The sequence below is a fragment of the Porticoccaceae bacterium LTM1 genome, assembly GCA_030252795.1.
In the GTDB taxonomy this organism is placed as follows: domain Bacteria; phylum Pseudomonadota; class Gammaproteobacteria; order Pseudomonadales; family Porticoccaceae; genus SCSIO-12696.
Map to the genome: position 1 here is coordinate 1,008,867 of CP127080.1, position 18,511 is coordinate 1,027,377.

19 protein-coding genes are annotated in these 18,511 nt (G+C 49.6%); 15 read left to right on the forward strand and 4 right to left on the reverse strand.

Translation table 11 applies throughout. The features are described from left to right. Positions 1–13 precede the first annotated feature (13 nt). From QP938_04465 to QP938_04530, 14 genes are all read left to right on the forward strand, one after another. A complete protein-coding gene (locus QP938_04465) occupies positions 14–394 on the forward strand; it encodes a DUF4845 domain-containing protein (protein WIO75168.1) in 381 nt (126 codons plus the stop codon). A gap of 18 nt (positions 395–412) precedes the next feature. Then, positions 413–1,087 carry a ribonuclease III gene (rnc, locus tag QP938_04470; GenBank protein ID WIO75169.1) on the forward strand — a complete coding sequence of 225 codons (675 nt, stop codon included), beginning with the start codon at positions 413–415 and terminating at the stop codon, positions 1,085–1,087. Between the two features lie 7 nt (positions 1,088–1,094). Further along, positions 1,095–2,003, forward strand: coding sequence for a GTPase Era (gene era / locus QP938_04475; protein ID WIO75170.1), 909 nt, complete (start codon positions 1,095–1,097; stop codon positions 2,001–2,003). A gap of 2 nt (positions 2,004–2,005) precedes the next feature. Then, positions 2,006–2,725, forward strand: a complete 720-nt coding sequence (gene recO / locus QP938_04480; protein WIO75171.1) for a DNA repair protein RecO — start codon at positions 2,006–2,008, stop codon at positions 2,723–2,725. Continuing rightward, positions 2,722–3,096 carry a holo-ACP synthase gene (gene acpS / locus QP938_04485; GenBank protein WIO75172.1) on the forward strand — a complete coding sequence of 125 codons (375 nt, stop codon included), beginning with the start codon at positions 2,722–2,724 and terminating at the stop codon, positions 3,094–3,096. The genes recO and acpS overlap by 4 nt, the downstream gene beginning before the upstream one ends. A gap of 88 nt (positions 3,097–3,184) precedes the next feature. After that, positions 3,185–5,434, forward strand: coding sequence for a GTP diphosphokinase (relA, locus tag QP938_04490; GenBank protein WIO75173.1), 2,250 nt, complete (start codon positions 3,185–3,187; stop codon positions 5,432–5,434). 45 nt (positions 5,435–5,479) lie between these two features. Beyond that, the gene (gene mazG, locus QP938_04495; GenBank protein ID WIO75614.1) at positions 5,480–6,265 is read left to right on the forward strand and encodes a nucleoside triphosphate pyrophosphohydrolase; all 786 of its coding nucleotides are present in this window, start codon (positions 5,480–5,482) and stop codon (positions 6,263–6,265) included. Positions 6,266–6,378: 113 nt separating this feature from the next. Next, on the forward strand, positions 6,379–7,032 hold the full coding sequence (adk, locus tag QP938_04500) for an adenylate kinase (GenBank protein ID WIO75174.1): 654 nt from the start codon (positions 6,379–6,381) through the stop codon (positions 7,030–7,032). A 126-nt stretch (positions 7,033–7,158) separates the two neighbouring features. After that, positions 7,159–8,133, forward strand: a complete 975-nt coding sequence (gene hemH / locus QP938_04505) for a ferrochelatase (GenBank protein WIO75615.1) — start codon at positions 7,159–7,161, stop codon at positions 8,131–8,133. A 261-nt stretch (positions 8,134–8,394) separates the two neighbouring features. After that, on the forward strand, positions 8,395–9,330 hold the full coding sequence (locus QP938_04510; protein WIO75175.1) for a hypothetical protein: 936 nt from the start codon (positions 8,395–8,397) through the stop codon (positions 9,328–9,330). A gap of 92 nt (positions 9,331–9,422) precedes the next feature. After that, a complete protein-coding gene (gene tsaB, locus QP938_04515; protein WIO75176.1) occupies positions 9,423–10,121 on the forward strand; it encodes a tRNA (adenosine(37)-N6)-threonylcarbamoyltransferase complex dimerization subunit type 1 TsaB in 699 nt (232 codons plus the stop codon). Between the two features lie 5 nt (positions 10,122–10,126). Then, entirely contained in the window at positions 10,127–10,924 is a 798-nt protein-coding gene (locus QP938_04520; protein WIO75177.1) for an undecaprenyl-diphosphate phosphatase, read from the forward strand. A gap of 10 nt (positions 10,925–10,934) precedes the next feature. Beyond that, positions 10,935–11,828 (forward strand): NAD(P)-dependent oxidoreductase, encoded by an 894-nt coding sequence (locus tag QP938_04525; protein WIO75178.1) that lies wholly within the window; start codon positions 10,935–10,937, stop codon positions 11,826–11,828. Positions 11,829–11,890: 62 nt separating this feature from the next. Further along, positions 11,891–12,898 carry a tryptophan--tRNA ligase gene (locus QP938_04530; protein ID WIO75179.1) on the forward strand — a complete coding sequence of 336 codons (1,008 nt, stop codon included), beginning with the start codon at positions 11,891–11,893 and terminating at the stop codon, positions 12,896–12,898. A 231-nt stretch (positions 12,899–13,129) separates the two neighbouring features. Here QP938_04530 and fghA read toward each other — a convergent pair whose 3' ends face one another. The 4 genes from fghA to bioA all read right to left on the reverse strand — a co-directional run bounded on the left by fghA (position 13,130) and on the right by bioA (position 17,518). After that, positions 13,130–13,972 (reverse strand): S-formylglutathione hydrolase, encoded by an 843-nt coding sequence (gene fghA / locus QP938_04535; protein ID WIO75180.1) that lies wholly within the window; start codon positions 13,970–13,972, stop codon positions 13,130–13,132. Between the two features lie 5 nt (positions 13,973–13,977). Next, positions 13,978–14,886, reverse strand: coding sequence for a DMT family transporter (locus tag QP938_04540; protein ID WIO75181.1), 909 nt, complete (start codon positions 14,884–14,886; stop codon positions 13,978–13,980). A 16-nt stretch (positions 14,887–14,902) separates the two neighbouring features. Further along, positions 14,903–16,009: an S-(hydroxymethyl)glutathione dehydrogenase/class III alcohol dehydrogenase gene (locus tag QP938_04545; protein ID WIO75182.1), complete on the reverse strand. Its 1,107-nt coding sequence runs from the start codon at positions 16,007–16,009 to the stop codon at positions 14,903–14,905. Between the two features lie 195 nt (positions 16,010–16,204). Next, positions 16,205–17,518: an adenosylmethionine--8-amino-7-oxononanoate transaminase gene (gene bioA / locus QP938_04550; GenBank protein ID WIO75183.1), complete on the reverse strand. Its 1,314-nt coding sequence runs from the start codon at positions 17,516–17,518 to the stop codon at positions 16,205–16,207. Between the two features lie 114 nt (positions 17,519–17,632). On the opposite strand from bioA, the gene QP938_04555 reads away from it, so the two are divergent. Next, complete coding sequence (locus QP938_04555) at positions 17,633–18,448, forward strand: DUF547 domain-containing protein (GenBank protein ID WIO75184.1); 816 nt, start codon at positions 17,633–17,635, stop codon at positions 18,446–18,448. The last annotated feature ends 63 nt before the right edge of the window (positions 18,449–18,511 follow it).

Sequence of the window (18,511 nt, forward strand, 5' to 3'; positions counted from 1 at the left end):
AGGGAGGTGCACAATGGAAGGTATTCGCTCAAAGACCAAGCAGTCTGGAATTTCAAGCATCGGATTGCTGATGATCTTGTGCATAGCATCTTTCTTTCTGTTGTGTGCGTTTAAACTCGGCCCACATTATGTGGACAGTTACTTTGTAGATGCATCTCTTGCAAAGGTTCGTGATGAAGGAATGGTCAAAATGACCAACCACCAGATTCGCGAGAAAATTACCAAACACTTCACTATTGATGGCATCCGCGATATTGATATTCGGGATATCAGGATCGAGCGTGAAAAAGACCGCGTTACGCTTACCCTGGAGTACGAAAAACGCTTTCAGTTTCTCGGTAATGCGGATGTGGTTCTACGATTCAATCATTTGATCGATTCCGATCAAAAGTAAATTAGATATTGGCTATTTGTGGATATATCGAAAAAACGACTGATTAACCGTCTGGGGCATAATTTCTCTGATCCGACACTTCTGGATCTTGCATTAACTCACCGCAGTTGTGGTGCAAACAACAACGAAAGACTCGAGTTTCTCGGTGATGCGGTTCTGGGCGTTGTAATAGCCGAGCACCTGTTCCGACGTTTCCCGGATGCCAAAGAGGGGGATCTCAGTCGGCTCAGGTCGCTGTTGGTAAAAGGCACCTCTCTTGCCAGGGTGTCGCGGGAACTGGAGTTGGGTGAACAGCTTAACCTGGGTGGCGGTGAGCGTAAAAGCGGCGGCCATCGACGTGATTCCATTCTGGCTGATGCCGTAGAGGCACTGATCGGTGCTATTTACCTGGATGCCGGTTTTGAAGCTGCACGTCAAAGTATCGAGCGTTGGCTTGCCAAACGTCTTTCAAATTTGACGCTGGAGGCGACAGATAAAGATGCAAAGACCCAGCTTCAGGAGTTTTTGCAGGGGCGGGGCAAGGCCCTGCCGGTCTATCGGGTTGAGACTATTGAGGGCGAAGCCCACGACCAGACTTTTACAGTAGCCTGTGAAGTAGAGTTATTGAAGCTGCCCGTATCCGCAAAGGGCAGCAGCCGTCGAGCCGCAGAGCAAGCCGCAGCAGCGGAAGCTCTGGAGCGTTTAACCAAGTAGCAATTTTATGAGCGAATATACCGAATCTGAAAAGCAGTACTGTGGCTATGTGGCGATCGTGGGTCGTCCCAATGTGGGCAAGTCCACCCTGTTAAATCACTTGATGGGGCAGAAACTCAGTATCACCTCACGCAAGCCCCAAACCACTCGTCATAACTTGCTGGGCATTAAAACCGAAGGTGACACCCAGCTGATTTTTGTCGATACACCTGGAATGCACACAAACCAGGATAAGGCCATTAACCGTTACATGAATCGTGCGGCATCCAGTGCAGTGCGAGATGTAGATGTAGTGGTGCTGGTACTGGATCGTACAACCTGGACGGAAGCGGATGAGGCAGTTGCCGAAGAGCTGAGAAATGTTCGTGCGCCGCTGATTGTTGCCGTAAATAAAATGGACCGGGTGGAAGATAAAAGCACAATGCTGCCTTATCTGCAGTCTCTTGAAGAGCGTTTGAATCCTACTGCGATTGTTCCTGTGGCAGCCCTGCACGATCAAAATCTTGATGGTCTTCAGAAGGAAATCAGTAAATATATTCCTGAAGGGTTTCATTATTTCCCGGAAGACCAGATAACAGACAGAACCGAGAGATTCCTTGCCGCAGAAGCAGTTCGGGAAAAAATCACCCGTCAACTGGGTGCCGAGTTACCCTATCAAGTAGCGGTGGAAATTGAAGAATTCAAGCGTGACGGAAAAGTTCTGCACATCAGCGCGTTGATTCTGGTTGAGCGTGAAGGCCAGAAGAAAATCATCATTGGCGACAAAGGCGACCGCATCAAGAAAATTGGTCAGCAGTCACGCATGGATATGGAAAAACTGTTTGATCAGAAAGTGATGCTTAATCTCTGGGTGAAAGTTCGCAGCGGTTGGTCCGATGACGAGCGCGCCTTACACAGTCTGGGTTATCGGGAATAACGATGAGAGTCGACGCCGAGTCGGCTTTCGTATTGCATTCCCGGCCCTTTCGGGAGAGCAGCCAGTTAGTAGACCTGTTCAGTCACAACCATGGACGCATTAAGGTAATTGCCCGCGGAACGCGAAGTCGCAAAAGCGGGCAGCGATTGAATCTGTTCACCCCTCTGGTAGTTAGCTGGGGCGGACGTTCAGACCTGAAAACTCTCTACTCCGTGGAGGCCGATGGTCCACCAACATTTCTACAGGGAAGGCAGCTTTACACCGGTCTCTACCTCAATGAATTATTGATTCGAGTACTTCCGGAGGCGGATCTTCAGCGCGGGATCTTTCAGTATTACCGCATCTTGCTCGAGCAGCTGTCATGCACTGATGACCTCGAGCCACTGTTGAGGCAATTTGAATTCAGGTTGCTGGAAGAGCTTGGCTACGGATTGAGCTTTGACTTCGATGCCGAGGATGGTGAGCCAGTTGGGGCAGGAAATAATTACCTGTTTCAGCCGGAAAATGGGCTCAGTAAACACTTTGATTCCCGCACAGTAGACCACCGCGCACTGTTTGAAGGGGCGCACCTGGTAGAAATTGGCAGAGGCAATTTTTCAAATCCGGAAATACGAAGCAGTGCCAAGCGATTGTCTAGATTGGCATTTTCACCCCATTTGGGAGGGAAACCGTTGCGCAGCAGGGAGCTATTTATTCATGCGCAGCGTAAGGAGCATACGTGATTATTGGAGTAGGCACTGATCTGGTGCAGATAGACCGCATACGCCGTGTTCTGGATCGACAGTCGCAACGTTTTATTGAGCGGGTATTAACACCCCATGAACGAGAGGTTTGTGCGTCAAAAAGCAACCAGGCAGCGTATCTGGCCAAGCGCTTTGCTGCCAAAGAGGCCGCGAGTAAGGCTCTTGGTACAGGGATCGGTAAAGTATCCTGGCAGGATTTTGAGGTGCGCAATAACAGTGCAGGTGCGCCAGAGTTACATCTGTCAGGAGAGGCCGCTGTTCGCCTTGCTGAACTTGGTGGGCAACGAGTTTGGCTGACAATGAGTGATGAACGAGATTATGTCACTGCTTTTGTGGTGCTGGAGGGATAATTCCTGCTTACAGCAGGTCTCAAACCAGCATGTATACTTCGCGCACTGAAATAACAAACGCGCACAGACGCGTGGGGCCGATAGAGAGATGGTAAAAGTCAGAGATCACCACCCGCTGGAACACTCCGGGGAAATTGACCTTAAAGAGTGGGTAGACCGAATTGCCAGCAGGGCAGAGCTGGACGAAGAGGAGGCGCGGGAGTTATTTCGCGCCTGCGAGTTCAGCCTTCAAATTGAGCAGCAGGCTATTGCCGATGACAATATCTGGTCACCGGGAACTAGCAGCTTCAGAACTGGCCTGGAAATGGCCGATATTCTTGCAGACCTGCATGTAGATGCACCTGGGCTTGAAGCCGCAGTGCTTTATCGTGCCGTGCGGGAAGGAAAAGTGCCATTGCAAGTGGTACAGAAATATTTTGGCAAGGCTATTGCGACCCTGATTGACAGCGTTCAGCAAATGGCAGTGATTAGTACTCTGCGAAACGATTCGGAGCAGGGGGTGTTCGGCTATGGAGCCGGGCAGCAGGCCAGTAAAGTTCGTGAAATGCTGGTTTCGGTAATTGACGATGTGCGAGTTGCACTCATTAAAATTGCTGAACGTACCTGTGCGATCCGCGCCGTAAAGGATGCGTCTGAAAGCAAACGTATTCGAGTGGCAAGAGAAGTTTTTGATGTCTATGCCCCCTTGGCCCATCGCCTCGGTATTGGTCACCTCAAGTGGGAGCTGGAGGACCTGGCATTTCGTTATCTTGAGCCAATCGAATACAAACGCATCGCAAAGCTGCTGGATGAAAAGCGTCTTGATCGGCAGGAGTTCATCCAGGAAGTACTGGCTATCCTGAATGAAGAAATGGCCAATGCGGGTATCAAAGCCGAAATTTATGGCCGTGCGAAACATATCTACAGTATCTGGCGCAAAATGCAGCGCAAAAGAATAGGTTTCTCGCAGGTTTACGATATCCGTGCAGTGCGAATTCTTGTACCTACTGTCGCTGATTGTTATGGCGCACTCGGTATTATTCATAGTTTGTGGCGCAATATTCCCAATGAATTTGACGACTACATCGCCTCTCCAAAGGAAAATGGCTATCGCTCGCTGCACACAGCAGTAATTGGCCCCAACAACAAAGTTTTGGAAGTGCAGATTCGAACTCAGGATATGCACGCGGAAGCGGAACTTGGAGTATGTGCTCACTGGCGCTACAAAGGCAGTGATAAATCTTCAGCGGACAGCTACGAAGAAAAAATCGCCTGGCTCAGACAGGTTCTTGAATGGCATGAAGAGCTGGAGGGGGACCAGAATGTTCAGGCACTATTGAACAGTGATAATTCCCCTGATCGGATTTATGTCTTTACTCCGGAAGGACACGTGGTTGATTTGCCACAAGGTGCCACACCATTGGATTTTGCCTATCGGGTTCACACTGATATTGGGCACCGTTGTCGAGGCGCCAAAATCAACGGTCGGATTGCGCCGCTGAACAGCACCCTGAAAACGGCAGATCAGGTCGAAGTTATTACCGGTGCAAGTGAATCACCAAGCCGGGATTGGCTACTTAATTCATTGGGCTATCTTCATAGCGCACGTGCTCGCTCAAAGGTTCAGCAATGGTTCCGCAAACAGGACCGGGATAAAAATATTGCCGCCGGGCGTACCATCGTTACTCGTGAACTGCATCAGCTCGGGGTCAAGCAAATTGATCTGGAGTCACTGGCGGAACGCTTTAATAAGCAGGGTGGTGACGGACTTTATGCAGCCATAGGCGCGGGTGATGTCAGTGTTGGCCAATTCCTGAAAGCGGCTCAGGGGCTTATCGAAAAAGACAAAGAGCCGGAATACCATATTTCCACACGTGCTCAACACGCCAACAGATACCTGGAGTCGGATGTATACATCTATGGTGTCGGCAATTTAATGTCCCACATCGCTCACTGTTGTAATCCGGTTCCAGGAGATCCAATTTCCGGATATATCACTCTGGGACGAGGTGTTTCAATTCACCGCCAGGATTGTGGCAACCTGTTGCGAATGCAAAATGAAGAGCCTGAGCGAATTATTCAGGTCAGCTGGGGGGGCGCACCGAAAAGTGTCTATCCAGTCAAAATCCACTTGCTTGCATACGACCGCCCGGGTCTGGTTCGGGATGTTTCCTCGGTACTCGATAAGATGGGTGTGAATATTATCGAGTTGAGCATTCGCCAGGGAGAAAACAGCGACGAGGCAATTTGCATCATGGATATGAAAGTTGAAGTGACTGATCTCGAAGAGCTCAGTAGTGTGATGGCTCGACTGCGTCAGGTAACCAACCTGATTGATGTACAGCGCGTTACCGAATAATCGGAGCTAATACAGGTGTCTAAAGATAAGTACAGCATTGAGGATATGCTCTATTTGATGGAACGACTCAGGGATCCGGTAGATGGTTGTCCCTGGGACCTGAAGCAGAGCTTTGAAACTATCGTTCCATTTACCCTGGAAGAAGTTTACGAAGTGGTCGACACCATTGAACGAGGCGATTATCCGCACCTGAAAGAAGAGCTTGGGGATTTGCTGTTCCAGGTGGTGTTTTATGCGCAATTGGGTCGTGAGCAAAATCTGTTTGATTTTTCAGGTGTGGTGTCGACGCTAGTTGCAAAGCTGATATCCCGACATCCCCATGTATTTCCTGAAGGTACACTTAACAGTCGTCGAGACCCGAATTCCGATATTCAGGAAGACCAAATTAAACGAACCTGGGAAGCCCTTAAGCAGGATGAGCGGGGAACCAAGGGACGGCACGGGGTGCTGGATGATATTCCTCAAAGCTTGCCAGCCATAGTGCGAGCCCAGAAACTTCAAAAACGGGCAGCACGGGTGGGATTTGATTGGCCAGATATTGAAGGTGTTCTCGATAAAATTATTGAGGAGGCCAATGAATTAAAGCAGGCAATAGCCAGCAAGGATTCGAGTCATATCGAAGAGGAAGTAGGCGACCTGCTGTTCAGCTGTGTGAACTTGGGGCGACACTTGGGTGTTGAAAATGAAGGGGCGTTGAGGCGTACATCTAATAAATTTGAGCGCCGTTTCCGGTACATAGAAGAGTGTGCTGAAGCCGAAGGAAAATCCGTTGAACAGATGACATTAACGGAAATGGATCAACTCTGGAACCGCGCCAAAGACCACGTTTGATATATGGCTATTGTGAAGGGCCAACAATAACGGTAAGATCGGCGGTTTTTCGCGTTTATTGGCATCTCATCCCGGCATTTCCTCGGGCGTTGGATGCATATTAGGGGAACACTATGCGTATTATCCTGCTTGGCCCTCCGGGCGCTGGCAAGGGCACTCAGGCCCAATTCCTTACGGAAACCTACGGGATTCCACAAATATCTACTGGTGACATGCTGCGAGCCGCCATTAAAGAGGGTACCGAGCTTGGCCTGAAGGTCAAAGATGTAATGGCATCCGGCAGTTTGGTATCTGATGACCTGATTATTGCACTGGTAAAAGAGCGCATCTCACAGCCAGATTGCACAAACGGTTTCCTGTTTGATGGTTTTCCCCGCACCATCCCTCAGGCAGAAGCCCTGCAGAATTCAGGCATCGCTATAGACCATGTTGTGGAAATTCATGTCGATGACGAAGAGATTATTTCCCGCATGAGCGGTCGTCGGGTTCACGAAGCATCGGGTCGTACCTACCACATCAAATACAATCCTCCGAAAGTGGAAGGTGTGGACGACGAAACCGGTGAGCCGCTGATCCAGCGCGAAGATGACAGCGAAGAAACCGTACGCCACCGTCTGGGTGTTTACCATGAGCAGACTCGTCCTCTTGTGGATTTCTACCAAAATCTTCAGCAGGCGGAGCCAGAAACAGCGCCGAAATATGCTCGCGTAGAGGGTGTTGGTTCATTGGCCGAAGTACAGCAGAGACTGAGTGGCGCACTCAGCTGATTGTCAGCAAAATGAATGTAGCTAGAATAGGCCCATTACGGGCCTATTTTTTTATCTGGCTATTTTTTATCTGAAAAAGGGAAGCAAACGATGCAACCGGCTCAACCTGAATCAGCTGTTATCCTGATGAACCTAGGAACTCCTGAAAGTCCAGATGCAAAATCAGTGGGGAGATTTTTAAAAGAGTTTCTGTCCGACCCCAGAGTTGTTGAGGCGCCCAGGGTAATTTGGTTGCCAGTGCTCAATGGTATTATTGTGCCCAGACGTTCACGTCGGGTTGCAGAGCTGTATCGCTCCATTTGGACTGAAAGCGGTTCGCCGATTCGTGCAATAACCGAGCGACAGGTTGATGCACTTCAGCAAGTATTTTTGGAAAGTTATGGTGAAAGTGCTCCGCGAGTAACTTACGCCATGACTTATGGTTCACCCTCATTGAAAAATACAGTGATGCAGTTGCGCGAACAGGGCATTGAAAGAATTGTCTTGCTGCCTTTGTATCCACAGTACTCCGGTTCTACGACTGGGGCGATTTACGATCAGTTAGCTGATATTTTTCGTGTCTCCCGTGATGTGCCCGATATACAAGTTATTAAGCACTATTTTTCTCACCCTGCTTATGTCCAGGCACTCAAACTCACTATCGAACAACATTGGCAGGAATATGGACGCAATGAGAGGTTGTTGATGTCCTTTCACGGGGTGCCTAAATCCTATATCGATAAAGGTGACCCCTATTATCAGCACTGTAAAAGTACTGCTGAAGCTGTAGCGTCTGAGTTGGGCTTATTACCAGATGAGTGGGCCTTCAGTTTTCAATCTCGTTTCGGGCCTAAAGAGTGGGTAAAACCCTATACAGATGTGTTGTTGGATGAGTGGCTGGAGTTGGGGGTTAAAAGTGTCGATATTATTAGCCCTGCATTTGCCGCTGACTGTTTGGAGACTCTGGAAGAGCTGGAAGTAGAGGTTAAAGAGCAGTTTTTGAATGGGGGTGGGGAGTGTTACCGTTTTATTTCTTGCCTGAATGATTCGGAAGTACATATCGAGATGATGAAAAAAGTTATCACGGACCAGTTCAGTGGCTTTTTACAACTCTCCAGTTAACCAATTTATACACCTGGATTTGCTTTCGGGTATTTAATGTTTTTGCATAAGAAGTATGAGTTTTTTGATTTTTGAACGTTAAAAATGATTAAAACGAGCAAATTGAATAAAAAAGTTGAATTTTTATTAAAAAAAACCGGCTAATTACTGGAAAAATATATTTTATTGCTTAAAATTTACACAAACCCACCGGTGGAAGCTACCGCAAAGCAGTCGGGTTGATTTTTTTGCTGACGATATAAGTACTGAGGAGAAAACAACATGGCAGCAGCCGCTAAAAAAACTTCTGCGAAGAAGACCACACGTAAAGCTCCCGCCAAACCGAGAGCGACCGCCAAAAAGACCGTTGCGTCTTCAGCCGCCAAGGCAATGGCAGCAGCTCAAAAAGACGTTAAGGCAATCAGCTCACGTCTGACAACTGCCCGCGCTAAAGCTAAAACCCTGCGTGGACAAATTGCCCAGAAATCTACTAAAGCCCGTGAAGCCGCGCTGATCAAAGTGCGCGCTGACATCAAGAGCGGTGCAGCCCAATTGGAAGAAGCTCGTGCCAAGCTGAATCAGGTAAAAGTCGAAGCCCAAATGGAAAAAGTAAACGCTACTGTTGAAGCTGCCAAGAAAAAAGCAGCTGACAAAGTGGCGCAGATGGAGAAGCAGCTGGCAGCCAAAGCCAAGTCTGACCTGGACAAAGCAGTTGCTAAATTCAAAGCTGCTTTTGAGAAAAAGGCCGCAACTGCCAATGCCAAGAAAGTTAAGGCTGCAGCCAAGAAAGCTGACATGGCTGTAAAAGCTGCCGAGAAGAAAGCAAGTGCACAGGCAAAAGCTGTCGCCAAGAAAGCTGCCGCTCCGAAGAAAGCTGCACCCAAGAAAGCAGCTGGTAAGCGTGGTCGTCCGGCCAAAGCCGCTACTGCAGCTGCCAAGGCTCCTGCTAAAGCACCTGCCAAGAAGGCAGCTGCCAAGCGTGGTCGTCCGGCTAAAGCCGCCACTGCCAAGAAGGCACCAGCCAAGCGCGGTCGTCCAGCTAAAGCTGCCACTGCCAAGAAGGCACCAGCCAAGCGCGGCCGTCCGGCTAAAGCTGCTCCCGCTGCCAAGGCACCAGCCAAGCGCGGTCGTCCAGCTAAAGCTGCCACTGCCAAGAAGGCACCAGCCAAGCGCGGTCGTCCGCCTAAGGCTGCAGCAGCTGCTCCAGCCGAGTCCTGATCTGACTTGGTCATAAAATAGCGGCGCTGGCGTTCTTTTCGACGCGTCAAACCGTTAGAATCCCCCGGTAACTCTGTTCCGGGGGATTTTTTTTGTCTGTCATACTTGCTATCGATACCTCTACCAATGCCTGTTCAGCTGCGTTGTTGAATAAAGGTGAACTGATTCAGGAAATTTCCCTAGAGCCTCGCTCTCACACCAAGCTCCTTTTGGGAATGGTGGATAAAGTACTGTCATCTGCACAGCTCACGGTGGCACAGCTTGATGCCATTGCTTATACCTCAGGGCCCGGTTCTTTTACTGGCCTTCGTATTGGCATGGGGGTTGTGCAAGGGCTGGCATTTGGGGCTGATCTGCCGGTAGTGGGAATTTCAACCTTACAGGCGCTCTCTCTGGGTGCTGTAAAAAGCTGTGAACTGGAAACTGGCCAGTTAATTCTTCCCGCCTTTGATGCCCGTATGGGAGAAATCTACTGGGGGGGGTACCGTGTAGACAAAACTGGATCTGTGGTAGCTGAATGCAATGATCAGCTCACTACGCCGGAATTGGTAGGTGGCAATCTATCGGATGAGTCGGGAATCATTGGTGTTGGTGAGGGTTGGCAGTTTGAGTCCGAATTCCCCGTTCAACCAGTAAAAGTGGTCGTAGATCTTATGCCGGAGGCAAAGGACGTTGCTTTGTTGGCCGAGCCTTTGGTTAAACAAGGAAAAGTGGTGCCAATTGAGCAGGCTGAACTGGTCTACTTGCGTGATACCGTTTCCTGGAAAAAACGAGAAAAACTAAGGAAATAAGCAGTATGGAAATGTTTCAGGTCATTATTTTGGCCATTATCCAGGGGTTGTCTGAGTTTTTGCCCATCTCAAGTTCCGCCCACCTGATATTGCCTCACGATTTAATGGGGTGGCAGGATCAGGGATTGGCATTTGATGTTGCCGTTCATGTTGGCTCACTTACCGCAGTGATTCTCTATTTTCGTCACGATCTGGCTAATCTCATCAGTGCCTTTTATGCAAGCACAGTAAAAAGACAACACAGCGCGGAGAGTCGCCTCTGTTGGTATATAGTGTTGGGAACGATCCCGGTTGGACTGTGTGGATTACTGTTTGCCGGTCTGATTGAGACACATTTACGCTCTGTCCTGGTTATAGCAGCTACAACCATAATTTTTGGTGCGCTATTGGGAATTGCAGATCACCGTGCCCACGAAAGTCATGGAATGGACAAACTGAGTTGGCGCTCGGCACTTTTTGTGGGAATCGCCCAGGCATTTGCCCTGATTCCGGGAACATCCCGTTCCGGTGTCACAATGACTGCAGCATTGGCTCTGGGATTTGATCGGGTAACTGCAGCGCGTTTTTCTTTTTTACTCTCTATTCCGGTTATTGTCCTCAGTGGTGGATACGAGGCTGTGAAACTGCTGGAGCAGCCCAGTCAGCCGTGGCTGGAAGTAGGTATTGGGGCGCTATTATCCGGGGTTACCGCATATATCTGTATCGCGCTGTTTTTAAAATGGATTGAGCGCATTGGAATGATGCCTTTTGTCTGGTATCGCATGGCGCTGGGCGCTGTTCTGTTGTGGGTTGCATTTTCTTGAGGTGAAAACGATGAAAGTTGCATTTTTGGGTTTGGGGGTTATGGGTTACCCCATGGCCAGACATTTGAAACAGGCGGGTTTGGATGTCACCGTCTACAACCGAACAATTGCCAAGGCGGAGAGTTGGGTAAAAGAGTTTGGTGGTAACTTTGCCGCAACCCCAAAACAGGCGGCAGAAGGCGCAGAAATCGTTTTTGCTTGTGTTGGCAATGACAACGATGTGCGTGAAGTAACCTTGGGTGATGATGGTGCCTTTCATGGTATGAAGCCGGGGACTCTCTTTGTCGATCACACCACTGCGTCAGCACAGTTGGCTCGTGAATTGGATAAGGAAGCTCTGCGTCTAGGATTGCGTTTCATTGATGCTCCGGTTTCCGGTGGCCAGGCTGGCGCGGAAAATGGTGTGTTGACCATTATGTGTGGTGGCGAGCAGGCGGATTTTGATTGCGCCCGCCCCGTAATGTCACATTACGCTCGCGATGCGGCATTGCTTGGACCAGCCGGCAGTGGGCAGCTTACTAAAATGGCAAATCAGATTTGTATTGCCGGGGTAGTGCAGGGACTGGCGGAAGCCATCCATTTTGTTCAGGGTGCTGGCCTGGATGGAGAGCGAGTGTTTCCGTTGATTTCACAAGGGGCAGCTGGCTCCTGGCAGATGGAAAATCGTCATAAGACCATGCTCAACGGGGAGTATGATTTCGGTTTCGCCGTGGACTGGATGCGTAAGGATCTGGGCATTGTTTTAAACGAAGCTCGTGATCGTGGCGTTAACCTGCCGCTGACTGCTCTGGTGGATCAGTTTTACGCCGAAGTACAACAAATGGGCGGCAATCGCTGGGATACATCCAGTTTGCTGGCACGCTTGAAGTTGCCAGCCTTGCAATCCGGCGACAGGTCTGAATAATTCAGTGTGCTGCATCAGATTTGGTGCAGCCTCATATCTGTAGTAATAAATTTGGAATATCGATGACTATTGAAACGGTTTTGACGGGAATTACCACCACAGGTACCCCGCACCTCGGTAATTATGTAGGCGCCATCAAGCCGGCCATTGCTGCCAGTAAAAACAGTAATGTTCGCCCTTACTATTTTCTTGCCGATTTTCATGCGCTGATTAAGTGTCAGGATCCTGAGCAGGTTCAACAATCAACTCGCGAAATTGCCGCTACCTGGCTGGCGTTGGGTCTGGATACCGACAATGCTGTTTTCTACCGTCAATCTGATATTCCTGAAATTCCAGAGCTGACCTGGCTTCTGACCTGTCAGGCAGCCAAGGGACTGATGAACCGTGCGCACGCCTATAAAGCCGCAGTGCAGGCTAATGAAGAGGCTGGCGAAGATCCGGATTATGCAGTCACTATGGGGCTGTTTAGCTACCCGGTGCTGATGGCGGCAGATATTCTGATGTTTAACGCTAACCGTGTCCCTGTTGGTAAAGACCAGATTCAACACGTTGAGATGGCTCGCGACATCGCTGCTCGTTTTAATCACCACTACGGCGAACACTTTGTGTTGCCGGAAGCGCAGGTGGATGAGCATGTTGCCGTTTTGCAAGGTCTGGATGGCCGCAAGATGAGCAAGAGTTATGGCAATACCATTCCGCTGTTCCTGGGTGAAAAGCAGCTGAAAAAGCATATCAACAAGATTAAAACGAACCTGCTGGAACCGGGTGATCCGAAAGATCCGGATACGTCGACGGTTTTCCAGATCTGGCGTGCATTTGCCACTCCCGAGCAAACAGCTCAGATGCGCAAAGAGTTTGAAAATGGTATTGCCTGGGGTGAAGCTAAAAAGCAGCTTTTTGAGTTGGTCAATGAAGAACTCAAGGAGCCTCGGGAGCGCTACAACGAGTTGATGGAAAATCCGGGCTATATCGAAGAGGTGCTCAAGAAGGGCGCTGAAAAAGCTCGCGATTACAGTGCTCCGTTCCTGGCAAAACTGCGCAGTGCAGTGGGTATTCGTCCCCTCGGTTAATGTTCGACTGTTTGAATCCGCCCTTACCTGACCGGAACAGGCCTGCCCTCATATAAACACATATCGGGCAAACCTGTTCCGGTCAGGTAAGGGCTGGTTTGGGTGCTATTCGCTGGAGTTCTTTCAACCGTATTTTGTCATCCTGAGCGCAGCGAAGGATCTCGGTGGTTGATTTGGATCTGAGATCCTTCGCTGCGCTCAGGATGACGGGAAATAGTTCAGGGTGACAACCTAGGCTTTATCCAACTGCTCTTTGTGCCAGCGAATATGCTCTCCAATAAAGCTGGCGATGAAAAAGTAGCTGTGGTCATAACCGGGTTGCATTCGAAGTTGCAGCGGGTAGTTGATCGCATCACAAGCCGCCTGCAATAGCTCAGGTTTAAGCTGCTCTTCCAGAAAGTTGTCAGCATCTCCCTGGTCTACCAAAAGCGGTGTGCGGGTTTCAGTAGTAGCCAGTAGTGATACGGTGTCATATTGCTGCCAAGTATTTTGATCGTTGCCTAAATAACCGGATAGCGCTTTTTGTCCCCAAGGGCATTGGGTCGGGGCGCTGATCGGCGAAAATGCTGAGGCAGACTTGAATATATTCGAGTGTTTCAGTGCAATTGTCAGTGCGCCGTGTCCACCCATTGAGTGGCCGAAAATACCCTGTTTTTCTGCGATCACTGGAAAGTGTTGTTGAACGAGTGCTGGTAGCTCCTGCACAACATAGTCGTACATGCGATAGTTTTTATTGAATGGGGGCTCGGTCGCGTTGAGATAAAAGCCTGCACCAAGACCAAAGTCATAAGCCCCATCGGGGTCATCGGGGATCTGCTCACCTCGCGGACTGGTGTCCGGTGCAACTATTGCCACACCTAGCTCACTGGCATAGCGTTGTGCACCGGCCTTTTGAACAAAGTTTTCGTCAGTACAAGTAAGTCCTGACAGCCAATATAGTATTGGCACTGAAGTCTGCTCTGCTTGTGGAGGCAGGTAGACTGAAAAAAACATTTCACACTCCAGTACATTGGAATGGTGTCTATAGCGCAATTGGCGGCCGCCAAAGCTGCGATTTTCGGAAATCAGTTCCATTTTTTTTACTCCTTCACCGCGCTAGTGGAGCGTCGGTTTTGAATGATCAGGCCGCATACAATTAATATCAGCCCAACAAGGGTAGCCGGGTGGATTGTCTCGCCAATAACGGTGGCCAGCAAAACCAGAGAAATAAATGGCGAGATAAAAATCAGGTTACTGATCCGGGATGTATTTGTGGCCTTTTTCATGGCCATCAACCAGAGGACAAAGGTAATTCCCATTTCAAACAAGCCGACATAGCTGACCGCAAAAATGGCGGGCCAGTGGAAGGGCGGCAAGCCATCGGTATACAGACAGAGTGCGAGTGAAAAGGGCAGCGAAAGTAAAAAGGTCAGCAGCAAACTGACCACCGGGTCGCCGCTGTTACGGGTATTTATAATCCAGTAGCTGGCCCACAGCAGGGTGCTTAACAAGGCAAGGCCGACGCCCAGCGGGCTGGTTATCTCCAATGCCAGGATATTGCCCTGCGTGGCGATAATCACTACACCGAGATAACCAATAGCACAAGCCAGCCAGTCTCTACCGTGAATAGTTTGTTTTAAAAACGGACCGGACAGTAGAGTCAGTGCTATGGCCCAGCTGTAATTGAGTGGTTGGGCCAGTGAGCCGGGCAGCAGTTCGTAGGCTTTAAAGAGCACCAGATAATAAATCAGTGGATTGATAAGCCCCAGGCTCAGATAAAGCAGTGGTCGTTGTTTTAAATGCCCCCAAAGTAGCGGTAATTTTTTCTGCACACCAGCCACAATTCCCAGTGCTACCGCAGAGGCTATGCTGGCACCAAACACCATTTGTATTGGAGTCAGGTAATTCAGGGTGATTTTGAACGCGGTGGCTACGGTGGACCACAACAGTACGGCAGCAGCGCCATACATTACTGCATGGCGCTGGTTTTTTTCGAAATGATTGTTCAAATTAGTCTGTCGCCTATCAATAAAGCACTACAGAGCGGATACTTTCGCCACGATGCATCAAATCAAAGGCATCGTTGATTTTCTCCAGAGGCATGGTGTGGGTAATCAGATCGTCGATATTGAGCTTGCCATCCATATACCAGTCCACAATTTTTGGCACATCGGTACGGCCTCTGGCACCACCAAAAGCAGTACCTTTCCAGGAACGACCGGTAACCAGCTGGAACGGACGGGTGGAAATTTCCTGTCCGGCACCGGCAACCCCGATAATATAGGACTCGCCCCAACCTTTGTGACAGCATTCCAGTGCCTGACGCATGGTGTTTACATTGCCAATACACTCAAAGCTGTAATCGGCACCGCCGTCGGTGAGTTGAATAATGGCATCGACTACATTTTCCACTTCGTTGGGGTTAATAAAGTCGGTCATGCCAAATTGTTTGGCCAATTCCACTTTCGAAGGATTGATGTCGATACCAACAATTTTATTGGCCCCGACCATGCGTGCGCCTTGAATCACATTGAGGCCGATGCCGCCGAGACCAAATACCACTACATTGGCACCAGGTTCTACCTTGGCATCAAAAGCTACCGCGCCAACGCCTGTGGTAACACCACAACCGATGTAGCAAACCTTATCGAAAGGGGCATCTTCGCGAATCTTTGCCACAGCAATTTCCGGCAGAACGGTATAGTTGGAAAATGTGGAGCAGCCCATGTAGTGCAAAATCGGTTTTCCATCAAGGGAGAAGCGACTGGTGCCGTCGGGCATAACGCCCTGGCCTTGAGTGGATCTGATTGCCTGGCAGAGATTGGTTTTTGGGTGCAGGCAGAATTTGCACTGGCGACACTCAGGTGTGTAGAGAGGTATCACATGATCCCCCGGTTTTACTGATGTAACACCGGCACCTACTTCAACTACAACGCCAGCGCCTTCGTGGCCGAGAATTGCCGGAAACGCGCCTTCAGGATCATCACCCGACAGGGTGAATGCATCGGTATGGCAGACGCCGGTGGCTTTGATTTCCACCAGTACCTCTCCTGCTCTTGGGCCAGCCAGATCCACTTCGTGAATTTCCAGCGGTTTTCCGGCGGCAAATGCAATTGCGGCGCGAGTTTTCATGGCGATCTCCTTTCCGATATTTTTGTTTGGTTATAGCGTGTGGATGGAGCCGAATATATTTCCCGGACACGCTGTGAATACATCCCTGTACGCTCGATGGCCGCATCCATGCGGCCAACGGTCCGTGAAATATATTCGGCTCCATCCTTCAAGTGTTTTGCAAACTCCAGATACCAATTTGCTTTTGAGCAGGCTTTATTTCATCTTAGCAATTTTACGATTCCAGTTTGTCAGTACTCGACACATTCCTTCCGTAAGAGTTGCCAAATCTTCATCATTCATTACATACGGTGGCATGGCATATACACGAGTGCCAAATGGTCGCAGCCAAATACCATTTTCAACAAATTGTGGTTGTATATCAGATAGTGTTACCGGCTCTTTCAATTCAACAACACCAATACCGCCCAATACTCTTACTTCTTTTACGCAGTCCAGTTCACGGCAAGGAGCTAATCCGTTTTTCAGGCCATTCTCCAGGCGTTGAATATTTGCCTGCCAATCACTGTTTAGCAGAAGCTCCAGGCTGGCATTGGCCACTGAGCAGGCCAGTGGATTACCCATAAAGGTCGGGCCATGCATAAATACACCAGCTTCGCCCTCGCTGATGCCCCTGGCAACTTCATTGGTGCAAAGGGTAGCTGCGAGGGTCATATAGCCACCGGTAAGGGCTTTGCCCACGCAGAGAATATCCGGGCTGATTTCGGCCCAATCACAGGCAAATAGCTTTCCAGTACGGCCGAAGCCGGTGGCAATCTCGTCGGCAATCAACAGTACATTGTATTGATCGCACAATTCGCGAACCCGCTTCAGGTATTCAGGGGAGTAAAAACGCATGCCTCCCGCACCCTGCACAATTGGCTCCAGAATTACCGCAGCAAGCTCTTTGTGATGAGTGGTAATTTTGTCAGTGAAGTCGGCGATATAGCGCTCTTCCCAGGGCTGGTCAAAACCGCATTGGGGAGCTTCGCTGAATAGCTGTGTGGGCATGGCGTGTTTGAACAGGTGATGCATTCCGGTGACCGGGTCACAGACCGCCATCGCGCCAAAGGTATCGCCGTGGTAGCCTTGCCGCAACGCTAAAACGCGATGTTTCTGCGATTGTCCCTGCGAGTGCCAGTATTGAATGGCCATCTTCAGCGCCACTTCTACACTCACAGAACCGGAGTCAGCCAGAAAGACCCGTTGCAGGGCAGGCGGGGTAATTTCCACCAGGGTGTTTACCAGCCGGGCCGCGGGCTCATGGCAAATTCCGCCAAACATCACGTGGGCCATTTGTTCGACTTGCTCGTTAACGGCGGAATTGAGTTTAGGGTGGTTGTACCCGTGAATGACCGACCACCAGGAAGACATACCATCAATTAGCTCCCGGCCATCAGCCAGCTTGATGCGTACACCATTGGCAGATACCACCTGGTAGCTGGCTTCGGCTTCCAAGGCCGACGAGTAAGGATGCCAGGTGTGTTGTTGGTCAATTTTTTGAACTTGTGATGGAGTTAACGTCTTCATTGTCGGGGCAGATCACATCTAGAATGAAGCACGATTGTAAGGCAGCGCTTGCGGTGTTATCAAAGTACCAAATAGAAAAAACACCCGTTTAAGGGGAATGTTGGGGAACACGTCATGAAAAAGCTAATTACCGCATGCACTACCGTATTACTGCTGGCCGGCGTCAGCCTGAATGCCAGTGCCGAGTATCAGGCCCAATACTGGAGTTTTTGGGATCAAAGTAAAAATACCCTGAAAACCATTGACCACAGTGACTGGGATAGCCTGCTCAAGAACTACGTAGTAACTAACCATCCATCCGGAATTAACCGCTTCCGTTATGCGGATGTTTCCAAGTCTGATCGCAAGAAGCTGGATCGTTATATAGATTCGCTTACTTCCACGGATCCACGTGAATACCGCAAGAGCGTTCAGAAAGCCTACTGGATTAACCTCTACAATGCGGTAGTGGTGCAGCAGATCCTGAAGAACTATCCGGTCAAGTCTCTGGCTGAAGTGGATAAAGGTGGCGAGAAGGGCCCTTGGGATGACACTTATATCAAGGTGCAAGGCCAAAAGCTGAGCCTGAACGATATTGAACATCGTATTCTGCGCCCAATTTGGAGTGATCACAAAATTCATTTTGCACTGACCGATGGCAGCCTGGGTTCACCGAACCTTCAGCCGACTGCTTATACTAGCCAGAATATGAAACCGATGCTGAAACAGGCGGGTCGAGATTTTATCAACCATCCTCGCGGACTGACGCTCGAAAAGAACGTCATGCATTGCTCCAAGATCTTTAAGGACTGTCGTAGTGACTTTTGTAAAAGTGACAAATCGCTACTGAAATTGTTTGCCCACTATGCGGAAGACCGCAAAGCGCTCTACCTGTTGGGTTTTCAGGGCGAAGTGCAGTACCAGACTGATCTGGCTCTCAACGCTCCCTAAGGTACATTCAGATCGAAACAGGCCGCCTTGTGCGGCCTGTTTTCGTTTGGCGAACTCAATCAT

What these genes read in the sequence shown, in the direction of transcription:
- QP938_04545 (WIO75182.1), bottom strand. Translation starts at nt 16,009, where the DNA reads ATGAAAACTCGCGCCGCAATTGCATTTGCCGCCGGAAAACCGCTGGAA.
- QP938_04465 (WIO75168.1), top strand. Translation starts at nt 14, where the DNA reads ATGGAAGGTATTCGCTCAAAGACCAAGCAGTCTGGAATTTCAAGCATC.
- bioA (WIO75183.1), bottom strand. Translation starts at nt 17,518, where the DNA reads ATGAAGACGTTAACTCCATCACAAGTTCAAAAAATTGACCAACAACAC.
- relA (WIO75173.1), top strand. Translation starts at nt 3,185, where the DNA reads ATGGTAAAAGTCAGAGATCACCACCCGCTGGAACACTCCGGGGAAATT.
- hemH (WIO75615.1), top strand. Translation starts at nt 7,159, where the DNA reads ATGAACCTAGGAACTCCTGAAAGTCCAGATGCAAAATCAGTGGGGAGA.
- QP938_04525 (WIO75178.1), top strand. Translation starts at nt 10,935, where the DNA reads ATGAAAGTTGCATTTTTGGGTTTGGGGGTTATGGGTTACCCCATGGCC.
- QP938_04520 (WIO75177.1), top strand. Translation starts at nt 10,127, where the DNA reads ATGGAAATGTTTCAGGTCATTATTTTGGCCATTATCCAGGGGTTGTCT.
- QP938_04530 (WIO75179.1), top strand. Translation starts at nt 11,891, where the DNA reads ATGACTATTGAAACGGTTTTGACGGGAATTACCACCACAGGTACCCCG.
- adk (WIO75174.1), top strand. Translation starts at nt 6,379, where the DNA reads ATGCGTATTATCCTGCTTGGCCCTCCGGGCGCTGGCAAGGGCACTCAG.
- fghA (WIO75180.1), bottom strand. Translation starts at nt 13,972, where the DNA reads ATGGAACTGATTTCCGAAAATCGCAGCTTTGGCGGCCGCCAATTGCGC.
- QP938_04555 (WIO75184.1), top strand. Translation starts at nt 17,633, where the DNA reads ATGAAAAAGCTAATTACCGCATGCACTACCGTATTACTGCTGGCCGGC.
- mazG (WIO75614.1), top strand. Translation starts at nt 5,480, where the DNA reads ATGCTCTATTTGATGGAACGACTCAGGGATCCGGTAGATGGTTGTCCC.
- QP938_04510 (WIO75175.1), top strand. Translation starts at nt 8,395, where the DNA reads ATGGCAGCAGCCGCTAAAAAAACTTCTGCGAAGAAGACCACACGTAAA.
- recO (WIO75171.1), top strand. Translation starts at nt 2,006, where the DNA reads ATGAGAGTCGACGCCGAGTCGGCTTTCGTATTGCATTCCCGGCCCTTT.
- era (WIO75170.1), top strand. Translation starts at nt 1,095, where the DNA reads ATGAGCGAATATACCGAATCTGAAAAGCAGTACTGTGGCTATGTGGCG.